Genomic DNA, 15,527 nt, shown 5'->3' on the forward strand with positions numbered 1-15,527 from the left:
CCTGACGTGCACCTCAGCGGAACAGTCACGGACAGTCCCTAACGGATTTTTATGTTAGTGAGGACTTTCATGTCAGTCAAGGCAGAGCCATGGCACCGGCGGCGGCCGGCCGGCGGTCACCTTTGCGTGCTGCTGCGCAGGAGGCTGGAGAGGTAACGGTCGAGCCCGGGACCGAGAGCAGCGCCGGCACCATGCCCGCCGTCGCTCCCACGACGATGGACGACCAGGCAGACTGGGGGGAGTCGTCGAGGAAGCACCCGGGAAGGGGGTCGGGCCGATGCCGGGGCAGAACGGCTTCGGGGGCACGGCCGCGGCCGACGACAAGCCGGCGGACGGGGGGCCGGCGCGGCGGGCGCTCTCCGAGAGCGTGTACGAGCGCATCAAGGCCATGGTCATGGACCACGAGATCGCTCCGGGCGGCCGCGTGAGCATCGACGGACTGGCCCGGGAGCTGGCCGTGTCGCCGACCCCGGTACGGGAGGCGCTGGCCCGGCTGGAGTCGGACGGGCTCGTCGTCAAGCGGTCGCTGTCCGGGTACCGCGCCACCGAACTCCTCACCATGGACGCGATGGAGGAGCTGTTCGAGATGCGGGCCCTGCTGGAGCCGCCGGCCGCGGCGTTCGCGGCGTCCCACGCCGACGAGGCGCAGCTCGACCGCATCGAGCGGATCGTGGAGGAGATGCAGGCCCGCCCGGAGCCTTCCGGCCCGTACGCCGCCTATCGCGACTTCGCGGCCCTCGACCAGCGCTTCCACGAGGCGATCGCCGAGGCGGCGGACCGCCCGCTGCTCGCCGACGCCGTGGAGCGCCTCCACGCGCACCTGCACATCTTCCGGCTCGGCAGCATCCCGGGGGCGGGCGAGCCCACGCTCGCCGAGCACGAGCGGATCCTGCGGGCCGTGCTGCGCCGCAGTCCCGAGCGCGCCGCCGAGGCGATGGCGGAGCATCTGCGGCGCAGCCTGGCGCGGCAGCGGGGCCGCCGGGACGCGTGAGCGTGCCCCCTGAGCTGCGGGGCGACCCGGATACAATCGGGGCCACCCGCACGTCAGAACGGAAAGGGGCCCATGCTGCCGGAGGAGCGCGCCGCGGACGACGCCGTCGTCTCGCCTCCGCCGCCGGCCCCGGGCATGGCCCCGACCCCGGCCCCGAAGCGCTCGGCTCTCGTGGACGGCGTCTACGAGGCGGTCAAGGCGATGGTCATGGACCACCGGATCGCGCCCGGCGGGCGGGTCGGCATCCAGGCGCTGGCCCGGGAGCTGGCCGTGTCGCCGACCCCGGTGCGGGAGGCGCTGGCCCGGCTGGAGTCGGACGGGCTCGTCGTCAAGCGGTCGCTGTCCGGCTACCGCGCCACCGAACTCCTCGGCCACCGGGGCGTCGAGGAGCTCTTCGAGATGCGGATGCTGCTGGAGCCGTACGCCGCCGCCCGGGCGGCGGAGCACGCCTCGGAGACGCAGCTCGACCTGCTGGAGGAGCTCGTCGAGGAGATGCGCGGGCGGCCCGACCTGGGTGACAGCTATGCCGTGTACGGCGGCTTCGCGACCCTGGACCAGCGGTTCCACGAGGTCATCGCCGAGGCGTCCGGCCGCCGGCTCCTCGCGGATGCGGTGGAGCGCCTGCACGTCCATCTGCACCTGTTCCGGCTGAGCCCGGTGGCCGGTGCCAGCCCGGACACGCTCGCGGAGCACCGGCGCGTCCTGCGGGCCGTGCTGCGGCGCAGCCCGGAGCGCGCCGCCGAGGCGATGGCGGAGCATCTGCGGCGCAGCCTGGCGCGGCAGCGGGCGCGCTACGACGCCCGGGCGTGAGCGCGTACGCCCGGACCCGGCAGCCCACGGCGGGCGCGCCCGGGTGGGTCAGCCGGGCAGCCCGTAGACGCGCGCGGCCGTGCCCGACCAGAAGGCGCTCTGCTCGGCCGGGCTCAGCTCCCCGGTGAGCGCCCCGGCGGACGCGACGACGTCGGCGTAGCCGGCGGCGAGGGTGCACACGGGCCAGTCGGAGCCGAACATCAGCCGGTCGGGGCCGAAGGCCGCCAGCGCGGTGTCGGCGTAGGGGCGCAGGTCGTCGGTCTGCCAGGAGGCCCAGTCGGCCTCGGTCACCAGGCCGGAGAGCTTGCCGGTCACGTTCGGGTACGACGCGAGCCCGCGCAGGTCGTCCGCCCAGGGCCGCAGCCCGCGGGCGGCGACCGGCGGCTTGCCCAGGTGGTCGAGGACGAAGCCCAGCTCCGGCACCGCGGCGGCGGCCCGCGCGGCGGCGGGCAACTGGTGCGGCAGGACGACCAGGTCGTATACCAGGCCGGCGGCGGCCACGGCGCGCAGGCCGCGCAGCACGTCGGGCCGGGTGAGCCAGTCCGGGTCGGCCTCGCCCTGGACCTGGTGGCGGATCCCGGCGAGGTACCGGCCGCCGGGCAGCTCGCGCAGCCCGGCCAGTCGCTCCGCGACGTCGGGCGCGGTGAGGTCCGTCCAGCCGACGACGGCCCCGACGAGGTCGTCCCGGGCCGCCAGCGCCAGCAGCTCCGGGGTCTCGCCGGGATCGGCGACGGTCTGGACGACGACGGAGGTGCCGACGCCCGCCGCCCGCGCGAGCGGCGCCAGCTCCGCGGCGGTGAAGTCCCGGCGCAGCGGCGCGAGTTCCGGACCGGTGATCCACTCCTGGTCGCGGACGGACAGGTCCCAGACGTGGTGGTGGGCGTCGATGCGCCGCGGCGTGGTGTGCATGGGGGCGGGTCAGCTCCTTGGCGGTCGGTCCGGTTCGACGACGAGGATGTGCAGCGTGCGCGGCCCGTGCACGCCTTCGACCCGTTCCAGCTCGATGTCGCTGGTGGCGGAAGGACCGGAGACGAACGTCAGGGGGCGGCGCGGATCGAGGCGGCGCAGCGCCTCCGGCACGTCCGCGGCGATCTGCGCGGAGCGCAGCACGCACAGGTGGAAGTCCGGGAGCAGGGTCAGGACGCGCCTGCCCTGGCCCGGCCCGGTGTCCAGGACCAGGGTGCCGGTCTCGGCGACGGCCAGGGCGCAGGTGGTCAGGACGCCGTCCGCGGCGTCGAGTTCGGCGGCGCCGAGCGGCGGGTCGTCGTCGAGCCGTCGCCACGGCGGGCGCGGGGGCAGCCAGGCGCCGGGGAAGCCGCGGGGCACGACGAGGCGGGCCGGCGAGCGCGGCGTGAGGGCGGCGGCCACGGCCGTACGCGCCCCGGCCTCGGTGGTCCGGGTGACCGCGGCGCGGTACTCGGCGGCGCGCTCCGCGAAGAGCGCGACGGCGTCCGGCAGTCGCCGTTCCGTACGGTACCGGCGGGAGCCCGGGCCGGCCGCCGGCGGCTCGTCCGCGGGTACGTCGCCGAGCGCGGCCCCGATCCGGGACAGGATCTCCTCGCGGGCGCTCATCGGCTCCCCCGCCCGCGGGTACGGCGCCACCAGGTGCGGAAGGACTCGTACGGCGGCGCGGCGGTGTCGCGGGCGTCGGACCAGCGCGCCAGCGGACCCGGCAGCCGGCGCAGCACCCCGCGGCGGGCGAGGAGCCGGGCGCCGAGCGCCCCGGCCCGCTGCGCGGCGGCCAGCCGGCGCGGGGACGCGAGCGTCGCCGCGGCGGCCTTCATGGCCAGGGCCTCCGCGGTGGGCCGCGAGCCGCGCCGCGCGTCGACGGCGCGGGCGCGCAGGTGGACCAGCACCTCCGGGATGTCGATCTTCACCGGGCAGGCGTCGTAGCAGGCGCCGCAGAGCGTGGAGGCGAAGGGCAGCGACGCGGCGTGCTCGATGCCGGCGAGCTGCGGGGTGAGCACGGCGCCGATGGGGCCCGGATAGGGGGAGCCGTAGGCGTGGCCGCCGGTGCGCTCGTAGACCGGGCAGACGTTCAGGCACGCGGAGCAGCGGATGCAGGCGAGTGCCTGGCGGCCGACGGTGTCGCGCAGGGTGTCGGTGCGCCCGTTGTCGAGGAGGACGAGGTGGAAGTCGCGGGGGCCGTCGCCCGCGGTGGTGCCGGTCCACGTCGAGGTGTACGGGTTCATCCGCTCGCCGGTCGACGAGCGGGGCAGGAGCTGGAGGAAGACCTCCAGGTCGGCGAAGGACGGCAGCACCTTCTCGATGCCCATGACGGTGATGAGCGTGTCGGGGAGGGTCAGGCACATCCGGCCGTTGCCCTCCGACTCCGCGACGACCACCGTGCCGGTGTCGGCGCAGGCGAAGTTGGCGCCGGAGACCGCGACCCGGGCGCGCAGGAACTTCTCCCGCAGGTGGAGGCGGGCGGCTTCGGCCAGCGCGGCGGGGTCGTCGGTCAGGCCGTCGGGGGCGGGCCGGCCCCACTCCCCCATGGCGGTGGCGAACAGGTCGCGGATCTCTCAGCGGTTGAGATGGATCGCCGGTACGAGGATGTGGGAGGGGCGGTCGTCGGCGAGCTGCACGATGAGCTCGGCGAGGTCGGTCTCGTACGCGGTGACGCCGGCGGCGGCCAGCGCTTCGTTCAGCCCGATCTCCTGCGTGACCATGGACTTGACCTTGACGACCTCCCGCTCGCCGGTCGCCCGCACCAGGTCGGCGACGATGCGGTTGGCCGCCGCGGCGTCGGCCGCCCAGTGCACGGTGCCGCCGGCCCGGGTCACGGACTCCTCCAGCGTGGTCAGGTGGGTGCCGAGGTGGCGCAGCGCCGACCGCTTCACCGCGGCGCCGGCGGTGCGCAGTTCCTCCCAGTCGGCCGGCTCGCCCACGGCGGCCAGGCGCTTCGCGCGGATGGTGCCGGTGGCCCGGCGCAGGTTCGCGGCCAGCCGGGGGTCGGCGACGGCGGCCCGCGCGGCGTCCGGGAAGGCGGGGGTGCCCAGCCAGACGAGGCCGTCCCGCGCGGGGGCGGCCGAACTCTCCCGTCCGGTCCCGGTCATCGCCCGGCTCCTTCGGTCGCGGCGAGTATCTCGGCGAGGTGCCGGGTGCCGATCCCCGTGTCCAGCCGGGACAGCCCGCCGCCGATGTGCATCAGGCAGGAGTTGTCGGCGGCGCAGAGCACGTCGCCGCCGGTGGCACGGACGTGACGTACCTTGTCGGCCAGCATCGCGCCGGAGACCGCGGAGTTCTTCAGCGCGAACGTACCGCCGAAGCCGCAGCAGCTCTCCGCCTCGGGCAGCTCGACGAGGTCGATCCCGCGCACGGCGCGCAGCAGTCGCAGCGGCCGGTCGCCGACGCGCAGCATGCGCAGGGAGTGGCAGGTGGGGTGGTATGTGACCCGGTGGGGGAAGTACGCGCCGACGTCGGTGACGCCGAGGACGTCGACGAGCAGCTCGGAGAGTTCGTGGACGCGCGGGGCCAGCCGCTCGGCGGCGGCGGCGAGTGCGGCGTCGCCGTACTCGGCGGCGAGCGCGCGGTGGTGCTCGCGGACCATGCCGGCGCAGGACGCGGAGGGGGTCACCACGGCTTCGTAGCCGGCGAAGGCGTCGGCGAAGCGGCGGGCCAGGGGCAGCGCCTCGGGCCGGTAGCCGGTGTTGAGGTGCATCTGGCCGCAGCAGTTCTGCGCCCGCGGGAAGTCGACGCGGTGGCCGAGCCGTTCGAGCAGCGCGACCACGGACCGGCCGGTCTGCGGACTCAGGGCGTCGGTGAGGCAGGTGACGAAGAGGGCGATGCGCACGGCTACTCCCGGGTCGGTACGGGTACGGCCGGCGGGAGCAGCCCGGCGGCGCGGAGGTCGTCCCACACCCGCGGGGGTACGGGCCGCCGGAGGCAGTCCGCCGCGTCCCGGACCTCGGCCGCCGACCGGGCGCCGACGAGCACGGAGGCGACGGCGGGGTGGCCCAGGGGGAGGTGCAGGGCGGCGGCGCGCAGCGGTACGCCGTGCGCCTCGGTGACGCCGGCGCTCGCGCGGGCGCGGTCGACGAGGTGCCGCGGGGCGGCCCCGTAGTCGTAGGTGGCTTCGGCCGCCGCCGGGTCGGCCAGCAGACCGGAGTTGAACACCCCGCCGGCGACCACGGCGGTGCCGCGCGCCGCGGCGGCCGGCAGCAGGTCGGCCAGCGCGGGCTGTTCGAGGAGGGTGTAGCGGCCGGCGCACAGCACCACGTCCACGTCGGTGTCCGTCACGAAGCGGGTGAGCATCGCGGACTGGTTCATCCCCGCCCCGATCGCACCCACCACGCCCTCGTCGCGCAGCCGTTCCAGCGCGGGGTACGCCTCGCGGAACGCCTGTTCCGCGTGGTCGTCCGGATCGTGGATCAGGGCGATGTCGACGCGGTCCAGGCCCAGCCGGTCCAGGCTGGCCGCCAGGGAGCGGCGGACGCCGTCGGCGCTGAGGTCCCACACCCGGCGGTGGGTGGCGGGCACGGCGAAGCCGTGGGCGAGGTCGGTGCCGCGGGCGGGCCCTGCGAGCGGTTCCAGCAGCCGCCCGACCTTCGTGGACACCGTGTACTCGTCCCGGGGCCTGCCGCGCAGGGCGGCGCCCAGGCGCCGTTCCGACAGGCCGAGGCCGTAGTGCGGGGCGGTGTCGAAGTAACGGATGCCGGCGTCCCAGGCGGCCTCGACGGTGGCGGCGGCCTCGTCCTCGGTGACCGCGGTGTAGAGCCCGGCGAGGGAGGCCGCGCCCAGGCCGAGGCGGGTGACGGCGACCGGGCGCCCGCCGCCCACGGGCACCCGGCGCGCCGGGGTCCCGCCGGCCCCCGCGCCGTTCTCGTCCCTCACCGCCGCGCCGCCGCCCGCAGCCGCAGCCCCTGCATGCCGCCGTCGACCGGCAGCGCGGTGCCGGTGACGGAGGCGGCGGCGGGGCTCGCGAGGTACGCCACGGCGGCGGCCACCTCGTCGGCCGACACCAGCCGGCCCGTCGGCTGCCGGGCGTTCAGCGCCGCCCGCTCGGCCTCGGGGTCGTCCGCCCGGTCGAGCAGCCTGCCGACCCACGGGGTGTCCACCGTGCCGGGGTTGACGCAGTTCACGCGGATGCCTTCCCGTACGTGGTCGGCGGCCATGGCCAGCGTCAGCGACAGCACCGCGCCCTTGCTCGCGCTGTACAGGGCGCGCTGCGGCAGCCCCGCGGTGGCCGCGATGGAGCACACGTTCACGATCGCGGCGTCCCCGGCCCGGGCGGCGGCGGCGCGCCGCAGGTGCGGCAGGGCGGCGCGGGTCGTACGCACCATGCCGAGGACGTTCACGTCGAGCACCCGGTGCCACTCGGCGTCGTCGTTGTCGGCCACGGTGCCGGCGGCTCCGATGCCGGCGTTGTTGACCAGGATGTCGAGCCCGCCGAGGCCGTCGGCCGCCGCGGCGACGGCCGCGCGTACGGAGTCGTCGTCCGCGACGTCCGCGGCGTGGGCGCGCAGCGGCTCCGGCAGCGGCGGCGTACGGAGGTCGAGGACGGCCACGTCGGCGCCGCGCGCGGCCAGCAGCCGCGCCGTGGCCAGCCCGATACCGGAGGCGCCGCCGGTCACCAGCGCCCTGCGTCCGGCCAGTTCGTTCATGGGTGGTTCTCCTTGCGGTCGCGGGCCGGGCCCGCGGATGTCGTACGGAACGGGAGGGGCCGGCGGCGCCGGCCGCCGCGCCTACTCCATGAGGAAGACCTGCTCCATCGGCGCCCACCACTGGCCCGGCGCGGCCTCTTCGACCGGCTCCTGGCACGGGTCGGTGCGCGCCCACCACGCGCGGGTGTGCGCGTCGGCGGCCATCCGGGCGAGGTCGGCGTCGAGGTCCTCGCCGTGGTACTCGAAGTAGCCGAAGAGCCGGTCGCCGAGGAGGTGGAGGGAGTAGTTGGCGATGTGGCAGCGGCGGAGGGTGTCGAGCACCGGCTGAGGGACGTTCTGGTGCAGCTCGCGGTACTCGGCGAGCTTCTCCGGACGGACGCGGATGACCTGCGCGACGCGTTTCATGCCGGGGGGTGTCCCTCCTGCCGGGTCTGCCCGGCCGTCGCCGGCGCGGGCCGGTCGTGGATCAGCCGGATGATGCGGCCGCTCATCCGGTCGTAGTCGTGGTCGTTGGCCAGCTCGCCACGGACGCGGTGGCCGGCCATGACGACGACGCGGTCGGCGAGCGTCACCATCTCGCCGAGGTCGCTGCTGATCAGCAGGATGGCCATGCCGTCCCGGGCCAGTTCCCACAGCAGTTCGTGGAAGGCGTGCTTGGTGCGGACGTCGACGCCCACGGTGGGCTCGTCGACGACGAGGAGCCGGGTGTCGGCGGCCAGCCACTTCGCGAGGCTGACCTTCTGCTGGTTGCCGCCGGACAGCTCGCCGGCGTTCTGGCCGAGTCCGGCGACGCGGATGCCGAGGCGGTCGACGAGGTCCTGGGCGACGGCCTGTTCGCGCCGCGCGGGGACCCGGTCGAGGCGCCCGGCCAGCTTCCGCCACACCGTCACCGCGATGTTCCGGGTGAGGGGCTGGTCGAGGAAGACCCCCTCCTCCTTCCGGTTCTCCGTGAGGTAGCCGATCCCGTACCGGTGCAGCGCCTGGCGGGGCGAGGCGATCCGCGCCTGCTCGCCGTGCACCCGCACCTCGCCGGCGAGGATGCGGTCGAGTCCGAGGACCGCCTTGACCAGCTCGCTGCGGCCGGCGCCCACCAGCCCGTAGAGGCCGACGATCTCCCCGCGGCCGACGGTGAAGGAGACGTCCTCGTGGCCGGCGGCCGTGGCCACGCCGGTCAGGGCGAGGGCCGGGGGGCCGGCCGGGCGGGCGGTGCGCGGGGCGAAGGCGGTCGCCGCGTGGGCCCGGCCGACCATGAGGCCGACGATCTCGTCGTGGGTACGCTCCGCCAGCGGCGCGGACTCCAGCACGGCGTGCCCGTCGCGCAGCACGGTGACGGTGTCGCAGACGGCGAAGACCTCCTCCAGCTTGTGGCTGACGAAGACCACGCAGGTGCCCCGGGCGGTGAGCCTGCGGATCACCTCGAACAGCCGCTCCGCCTCGCCCGGCGACAGGGACGCGGTCGGCTCGTCGAGGAGCAGGACGCGGCTGTCGGTGTAGAGGGCCTTGGCGATCTCCACCAACTGCTGCTGCGCCACGGACAGCTCGCGTACGGGCCGGTGCGGGTCGAGGTCCAGGCCGAGTTCGCGGAGGCAGTCGCGGGCCGGCCCGGTCATCGCCGCCCGGTCGACGAGACCGCGGCGGGACGGCGGGCGCTGCAGGGTGATGTTCTCGGCGACGGAGAAGTCCGGGATGACGTTGCGTTCCTGGTGCACGACGCCGATGCCGAGGCGGGCGGCCTCCAGCGGCGAGCGCAGGTGCACGTCGCGGCCCTGCCAGCGCAGCCGGCCGCCGTCGGGCGGGTGGACGCCGGTCAGCACCTTGATGAGCGTCGACTTGCCGGCCCCGTTCTCGCCGAGCAGGGCGTGGACCGTACCGGCTTCGAGGCGCAGCCCGACGCGGTCGAGGGCGCGTACGCCCGGGAAGACCTTGACGACGTCCTCGCAGACGAGAAGCGGCTCGCTCATCGGGCACCTCCGCCGGCGGGCACGCGGTCGTCCGCGGGCGGCGGGCCGCCGTCCCCGGCCCCGGGCGGTCGGCCACGGGCTCCGCCGGTCTTCTCCAGGTGCGCCTGGTGCAGCCGGCCGCCGACGACGGTGCCCAGCACCACCAGCCCGATGAGGAAGTTGACCCAACTGGGGTCGAGCGAGAACTCCGCCCGCGCGGCGTCGATGAGCCGCATCACGAAGGCCGCCAGCACGGTGCCGAGCACCGCCACGGAGCCGCCGGTCAGGGCGACCCCGCCGATGATCGGGGCGGCGAAGCTGGGCAGCAGCCAGTCGCCGCCGACGCTGCGGTTGACGCCGGGCAGCGACGCGGTGGCGGTCAGCGCGGCCACGCCGACGAGCAGCCCGGACAGGGTGTGGGCGACGACGATCTGGCGGTCGGTGGAGATGCCCGACAGCCGGGCGGCCAGCGGGTTGCCGCCGGCGGCGAGGAGGCGGCGGCCGGCGGTCGCGCGGTGCAGGAAGGCGGCGAGCAGCGCGGCCACGGCCAGCGCGGTGAGGAAGACCAGCGGGAGGTTGAGCGGCGCGCTGCGGCCGAGGTCGCGCAGCGTCGTTGAGTAGCCGTCGACGGTACGGGTCCCGGTCAGCCGGTACTGCGCGCCCAGCAGGATGGTCATGGTGCCGAGCGTGACGATGAAGCCGTTGATCCGGGTGCCCACGATGAACAGCCCGGTGAGCAGGCCGATCAGGGTGGCCGTCAGCAGCCCGGCGGGCACCGCCAGCGCGGCGGGCACGCCGGCGTCGGCCATCAGCACGCCCATGAGGCAGGCGGTGAAGCCGCCGAGGGCGCCGACGGCGAGGTTGAGCTGGCCGACGCACAGGGCGACCATCTGGGCCAGGCCGATGAGGACGGGCGTGGCGAGGTACTGCAGGAAGGTGCGGACGGAGGGGCCCTCGAAGAAGGAACCGGACGAGGCGACGCCCAGGGCGAGGTAGCCGGCGACGACGACGCACAGCAGGGTCATGGCGGTGGAGCGGGAGAAGCGGCGGAGCGCCGGGAGCGCGGCCGCGCTCCCGGCGCGGAACGTGGTCATGTGGAGCGCACCACCTTGCGGTAGGACAGGACGTTGCGTACCCGGTCCGCCGAGAGGGCGAGCAGCAGGACGCAGCCGAGGTAGATGTTGAGGCTCTCCAGTCCCACGCCGAGCAGGTCGAGTCCCTTGCGGATCACGCCCACGAGGGTCGTGCCGAGCAGGGCACCGACGACGGAGACGACGCCGCCGGTCAGCAGGGTGCCGCCGAGGACCGCGCCGAGGAAGGACGGCAGCATGAAGTCGTCGCCGATGGAGGCGCGGAAGGTGCCGGTGCCGACCGCGGCCATGAACCCGGCGAGGGCGGCCAGCAGACCGGACAGGGCGTGTGCCGTGACGATCCGCCGCCGGGTGGGGATGCCGGACAGCTCCGCCGCGGCCGGGTTGGCGCCGGTGAGGAGGAGTTCGCGGCCGGTGCGGGTGGCGGAGTACAGGAAGCCGAGCACGACGAGCGCGAGGACCGTGAACTGGGCGAGCTGGGGAATGGCCGGCGAGCCGCAGACGGGGCCCACGCAGATGTCGGCGAGCGAGTAGGAGCGCAGTTCGCCGACGCCCGCGGGGGTGGTGGTGAAGGCGGCGTTCTCGGTGAGGGCGGAGTAGGCCAGGGAGACCAGTCCCAGCAGGGCGAAGTCCATGGCGAGGGTGACGACGAACGAGCTGACCCCGGTACGGGCGATGATCCAGCCGGTGAGGGCGCCGATCGCGGCGCCGGCGGCCAGGCAGAGCAGCAGGCCCAGCGGCAGCGGCAGGCCGAGCCGGTCGTAGCCGAAGCCCGCGAACAGCGCGCCGAACGCGGCCATGCGCCCGACGGCGAGGTTCATGTGGCCCACGGACAGCGCGACGAGCTGCGCCAGCGCGACGACCGTGAGGGTGGAGACGTCGCGCAGCAGCGGGAACATCACGAGCCTGGCGTCGAAGAACGCCGGGCGGAGCGAGCCGAACACCGCGGCCAGGGCGATGATCAGGACCAGCAGGCCGAGCCGCTGGTCGACCCAGAAGGGCAGGGGGCGCGAGGCGCGCGCCGCCGCCCGCGGTTCCTCCGTGGCCGGTTCCGGCGGTGCGGTGGCGGGCTTCATGCCACTCTCCGGTCGTCCAGGGCGTCGGGGTCCCAGTCGATGCCGATCCCCGGCTCGTCCGGGGCGACGGCCCGGCCCTCGCGGAGCGTCAGCTCGGTACGGGTCACGGCGCGCAACTGCGGTATGTACTCGACGTACAGGCCGTTGCTGACCGCCGCGACCAGGCTGACGTGCAGTTCCATCAGGAAGTGGGGGCAGACCACGACGTTGTGCGCCTCCGCGAGGTGCGCGACCTTCAGCCAGGGGGTGATGCCGCCGACCCGGGCGACGTCGACCTGGACGACGGAGGCGGCCCCGGCCTCCAGGTACGCGCGGAACTGCATCGGCGAGTAGAGCGACTCCCCCACGGCCAGGGGGATCCCGGTCGCCCGGGCGAGCCGGGCGTGGCCGCGCACGTCGTCGGCCGGCAGCGGCTCTTCGAGCCAGTACGGGGAGTGGGGTTCGAGTGCGGCCGCGAGCCGGGCGGCGGCGGACGCCGACTGCGACTGGTTGGCGTCGACCATGACGTGCATCGCGGGGCCGACGGCCTCCCGTACCGCACGGAGCCGCTCGGCGTCCTCGGCGGGGTTCGGCTTGCCGACCTTGATCTTCACCCCGGACCAGCCGGCCCGCCGGGCGCTCAGCGCGGACGCGACGAGGTCGTCGGTGCTCAGGTGGAGCCAGCCGCCCTCGGTGTCGTAGACGGGCACCTCCCTCCGGTGTCCGCCGGCCAGCCGCCACAGCGGTTCGCCCGCGCGCCGGCAGCGCAGGTCCCACAGGGCGGTGTCGACCGCGGCGAGGGCCAGCGAGGTGAGGGCCCCGGTGGTGGTCGCCCGGGTCAGCGCGAACAGCCGCTGCCACACGGCCTCGACGTTGCGGGCGTCCTGGCCGGGCAGGGCGGGCAGGAGGTGGTCGCGCAGCAGGGCGAGCACCGAGGTGCCGCCGGTGCCGATGGTGTAGGCGTAGCCGGTGCCGGCGAGCCCGTCGGCCGTGGTGATGTCGACCAGGATGGTCTCCTGCTTGACGAATGCCTGCACCGCGTCGGTGCGGTCCTTCTCCACGGCGATGTCGGCCAGCCTGGCCGTGGCGGTCGTGATGATGCTCATGTGGTGGCGGGGCTTTCTGTGTCCGGGGGCGGGGCGGTCGCGGTCAGCGGCAGGACAGCAGTTCGTCGGCGAACTGCTTCTTGAGCGCCTCGGTCCTGGCCTGCCGGTCCTCGTCGTAGTCCGTGAGGTTGTCCTTCGTGACCACGAAGGACCCGGAGTCGACGATCTGTCCCGGCGTGCTCATCACGCACTGCTCGCTCTGCAGCAGGGCCAGCGCCCAGGCGCCGATCTCCGCCTGGCCGGCGGGGTTCTGCACGACGGTGGCGCTGACGGCGCCGCTCTCGATCGAGTCGAGGATCTTCCGGTCGTCGTCGATGGCCACCACCTTGGCCGGCGAGCCGGAGCTGCCGACCGCCTCGGCGGCGGCGACGGCGGGGTTGTACGCGGTGGTGACGATGCCGTCGATCTCCTGCCCCTTGGCGGCGAGCAGGTCCGACACCGCCTTCTGCGCGGTCTGCAGGTCCTTGTCGATGTCGGTGACGGTCTGCAGCAGCCTGACCTCGCCGCCGGTCTCCTCGACCGCCTTCTCGACGCCCCGGCGGCGCAGTTGGGTGTTCGCGTCGACATTGTTGCCGGTGAGGTGGACGAGGGTGCCCTTGCCGCCCATCGCGTCGATGGTGGCCTGCGCGGCCTTGTACGCGGCGAGTTCGACGTCGGTGGAGAGGCAGAAGTCGGCCTCGTTGGTGTCGCCCGCCGGGCAGGAGCCGAGGGACGCCACGGCGAGGCCCTGCGACTTCAGGTCGGCGAACGTGGTGTTGACGTCGGTCGGCGACACCCCGAACACCCCGAACGCGTTGTAGCCGCGGGCCGCGAGGGTGGAGAGCAGGTTGTTCTGCTTCTGCTGGTCCCACTCGGCGGTCTCGTCGACGAGCACGTCGCCGAGGCCGTACGTCCTCTCCGCGGCGGCGCCCGTCTTCTTCCACGGCTGGAAGTAGGGGTGCGCACCCCCCGGCACGAGCGCGACCTTGGTCCCCGACCCGTCCGCCAGCTCCGCGGTCCCGCTCCCCGGCCGCGCGGCGGCCACCCGGTCCTCGCCGGGGTCGTCGGAGTTCTTGATGGTGCACGAGGCAGCGCCGGCCACGAGGACGGCGGCGACCGCCGTCCCCGCGAGCCGTCTGAGAGCGGTCCCCTTCCGCAGCATCCGGGGCCTCCAAATCAGATACGATTTTTGCTGCCGCGATCGTGCGCCACCCGGCCACCCGTCGTCAACATCTCTGACAGAGTTCCTGGAAGAAGCCGCTCTTAGGACCCTCACCCGAGGGGCTGACCGACCAGCCGAAGGCCAAAATCCTATAGGAAACTTGCCTGGAAGCAGGCCGCGGAGACGAAGCTCAGTGGTCCGGTGCGGCGCCGAGGTGCGCGTTGACGCGGCCGAGCAGGTCGAAGAGCTGCGCGCGTTCGGCGCGGGTCAGCGGGGCCATGATGCGCTCGTTGACGCCGTCGAGTACGCCGTCGAGTTCGTCGAGGCGGCGACCGCCGGCGTCGGTGAGGGTGATGACGTTGCGGCGCTTGTCGGCGGGGTCCGGGGAGCGGCGGACCCAGCCGCCGTCCGCGAGCACGTTGAGGACCGCGACGAGGTCGCTCTTGTAGATACGGGTACGACCGGACAGCGCCGCCTGGCTCGCGGGGCCGAACTCGGCGAGGGCGGCGAGCACCACGAAGTGGTCCTTGTGCGCGCCCACCGCCCGTAGCGCGTCGCCCGCGACGCGGTGCGTCTGGGCGGCCGTCATCCCGACGAGCCGCGAGAGCTGGCGCTTGAGCCGCTCCGGGGTCTCGTCGCCGGGGTCGATCTCCATGACCGCAGCCTACCGGTTTGCGTTAGCACGACTAACGGTATACGTTCGTTCGGGAGAGAAACGTTAGTGATACTAACTTCTTGGGGAGAACCATGCCCGGCACCGAAACCCTGATCCGCGACCTCGCCGACCTCACCGCCCGCGCCGAACTCGCCGACCTGGTCGCCCGCCACAGCCTGTGGATAGACGAAGGCCGCTTCGACGAGACCGACCGGCTCTTCACCCCGGACGTCGTCGTCAGATCCCTGCGCGGTGAGGCCCGCGGCATCGAGGCGCTCGTCGCCCTCGCCCGCCGCGGCCACGACGACCTCGCCCGTACCCTGCACCACAAGTCCAACCTCGTCATCGAGATCGACGGCGAGACGGCCACGGTCCGGGCCCACGACATCGCCGTCTTCGTCAACGACGACAAGACGCAGGCCATCGCCGCCGCGATCCACCGCTACGGCGCCCGGCGCACCGAGGCCGGCTGGCGCTTCGACAGCCTCGACATCACCCCGGTCGCCCTGACCGGGCCCCTGGCCCGCGCGCTCTAGGAGACCGGGGCGCGGATACTGGCCCCGGAACGCAGGTACGGACGAGGGAGCGCAACCAGTGACCGCCGACAACCGCACAGCACCGCCCGTCCTCGGCAGCGAACGCGACATGCTGCGCGCCTGTCTCGACTACCACCGCGCCACCCTCGCCATGAAGTGCGCGGGGCTGACGGACGAGGAGTTGCGGCGGCAGTCGATGCCGCCGTCGACGCTGTCGCTGCTCGGCCTCGTACGGCACCTGGCGGAGGTGGAACGCGCCTGGTTCCGCCGCGTGTTCGAGGACGGCGACGCGCCCATGGTCTGGTCCGACGAGATCGACTTCCAGGCGGCGTACGACGCGAGCGCCTCGACGCGGGCGGAGGCGTTCGCGGCCTGGGAAGCCGAGGTGGAGACCTCGCGCCGCATCGAGCGGGCGGCCGGGTCCCTCGACCTGACCGGCCACCAGCCGCGGTGGGGCAGGGAGGTGTCGCTGCGGATGGTGATGCTGCACGTGCTCCTGGAGTACGGCCGCCACAACGGCCACGCGGACCTCCTCCGCGAGGGCGTCGACGGCACGGTGGGCGCCTGAGAGGGCGCCGGTCCCGTGAAGGGGGCGGTTG

The 15,527-nt window shown here is 74.5% G+C and carries 16 protein-coding genes and 1 pseudogene; 4 read left to right on the forward strand and 13 right to left on the reverse strand.

From position 1 onward, the window contains the following. Positions 1-277: 277 nt before the first annotated feature. The gene (locus O7599_RS11180; protein ID WP_281621985.1) at positions 278-991 is read left to right on the forward strand and encodes a GntR family transcriptional regulator; all 714 of its coding nucleotides are present in this window, start codon (positions 278-280) and stop codon (positions 989-991) included. A 72-nt stretch (positions 992-1,063) separates the two neighbouring features. Beyond that, positions 1,064-1,801 (forward strand): GntR family transcriptional regulator, encoded by a 738-nt coding sequence (locus O7599_RS11185; RefSeq protein WP_281621986.1) that lies wholly within the window; start codon positions 1,064-1,066, stop codon positions 1,799-1,801. 48 nt (positions 1,802-1,849) lie between these two features. On the opposite strand, the gene O7599_RS11190 is transcribed toward O7599_RS11185, so the two are convergent. The 13 genes and pseudogenes from O7599_RS11190 to O7599_RS11250 form a co-directional block, all read right to left on the reverse strand. Continuing rightward, the gene (locus O7599_RS11190; RefSeq protein ID WP_281621987.1) at positions 1,850-2,710 is read right to left on the reverse strand and encodes an amidohydrolase family protein; all 861 of its coding nucleotides are present in this window, start codon (positions 2,708-2,710) and stop codon (positions 1,850-1,852) included. Between the two features lie 9 nt (positions 2,711-2,719). Beyond that, the gene (locus O7599_RS11195; protein ID WP_281621988.1) at positions 2,720-3,373 is read right to left on the reverse strand and encodes an LUD domain-containing protein; all 654 of its coding nucleotides are present in this window, start codon (positions 3,371-3,373) and stop codon (positions 2,720-2,722) included. Beyond that, positions 3,370-4,857: pseudogene (locus tag O7599_RS11200) on the reverse strand (lactate utilization protein B). Before O7599_RS11200 ends, O7599_RS11195 begins: the two are co-directional and overlap by 4 nt. Then, positions 4,854-5,594 (reverse strand): (Fe-S)-binding protein, encoded by a 741-nt coding sequence (locus O7599_RS11205; protein ID WP_281621989.1) that lies wholly within the window; start codon positions 5,592-5,594, stop codon positions 4,854-4,856. Before O7599_RS11205 ends, O7599_RS11200 begins: the two are co-directional and overlap by 4 nt. Positions 5,595-5,596: 2 nt before the next feature. Continuing rightward, complete coding sequence (locus tag O7599_RS11210) at positions 5,597-6,586, reverse strand: aldo/keto reductase (RefSeq protein ID WP_281623349.1); 990 nt, start codon at positions 6,584-6,586, stop codon at positions 5,597-5,599. 44 nt (positions 6,587-6,630) lie between these two features. Beyond that, a complete protein-coding gene (locus O7599_RS11215) occupies positions 6,631-7,404 on the reverse strand; it encodes an SDR family oxidoreductase (RefSeq protein WP_281621990.1) in 774 nt (257 codons plus the stop codon). A gap of 81 nt (positions 7,405-7,485) precedes the next feature. After that, entirely contained in the window at positions 7,486-7,809 is a 324-nt protein-coding gene (locus O7599_RS11220) for an L-rhamnose mutarotase (protein WP_281621991.1), read from the reverse strand. Continuing rightward, entirely contained in the window at positions 7,806-9,365 is a 1,560-nt protein-coding gene (locus tag O7599_RS11225) for a sugar ABC transporter ATP-binding protein (RefSeq protein WP_281621992.1), read from the reverse strand. Before O7599_RS11225 ends, O7599_RS11220 begins: the two co-directional genes overlap by 4 nt. Then, positions 9,362-10,438: an ABC transporter permease gene (locus tag O7599_RS11230; protein ID WP_281621993.1), complete on the reverse strand. Its 1,077-nt coding sequence runs from the start codon at positions 10,436-10,438 to the stop codon at positions 9,362-9,364. The genes O7599_RS11225 and O7599_RS11230 overlap by 4 nt, the downstream gene beginning before the upstream one ends. Beyond that, positions 10,435-11,511 carry an ABC transporter permease gene (locus O7599_RS11235; protein WP_281621994.1) on the reverse strand — a complete coding sequence of 359 codons (1,077 nt, stop codon included), beginning with the start codon at positions 11,509-11,511 and terminating at the stop codon, positions 10,435-10,437. Before O7599_RS11235 ends, O7599_RS11230 begins: the two co-directional genes overlap by 4 nt. Beyond that, positions 11,508-12,596, reverse strand: coding sequence for a mandelate racemase/muconate lactonizing enzyme family protein (locus O7599_RS11240; protein ID WP_281621995.1), 1,089 nt, complete (start codon positions 12,594-12,596; stop codon positions 11,508-11,510). Before O7599_RS11240 ends, O7599_RS11235 begins: the two co-directional genes overlap by 4 nt. A gap of 43 nt (positions 12,597-12,639) precedes the next feature. Continuing rightward, positions 12,640-13,737 (reverse strand): substrate-binding domain-containing protein, encoded by a 1,098-nt coding sequence (locus tag O7599_RS11245; protein WP_281621996.1) that lies wholly within the window; start codon positions 13,735-13,737, stop codon positions 12,640-12,642. A gap of 190 nt (positions 13,738-13,927) precedes the next feature. Further along, positions 13,928-14,392, reverse strand: coding sequence for a MarR family winged helix-turn-helix transcriptional regulator (locus tag O7599_RS11250; protein WP_281621997.1), 465 nt, complete (start codon positions 14,390-14,392; stop codon positions 13,928-13,930). A gap of 92 nt (positions 14,393-14,484) precedes the next feature. Here O7599_RS11250 and O7599_RS11255 point away from each other — a divergent pair, with 92 nt between their 5' ends. Then, positions 14,485-14,928, forward strand: a complete 444-nt coding sequence (locus O7599_RS11255) for a nuclear transport factor 2 family protein (RefSeq protein ID WP_281621998.1) — start codon at positions 14,485-14,487, stop codon at positions 14,926-14,928. 58 nt (positions 14,929-14,986) lie between these two features. Beyond that, positions 14,987-15,496 carry a DinB family protein gene (locus tag O7599_RS11260; protein ID WP_281621999.1) on the forward strand — a complete coding sequence of 170 codons (510 nt, stop codon included), beginning with the start codon at positions 14,987-14,989 and terminating at the stop codon, positions 15,494-15,496. Positions 15,497-15,527 lie beyond the last annotated feature (31 nt).

The organism is Streptomyces sp. WMMC500 (genome assembly GCF_027497195.1).
Classification (GTDB): Bacteria; Actinomycetota; Actinomycetes; order Streptomycetales; family Streptomycetaceae; genus Streptomyces.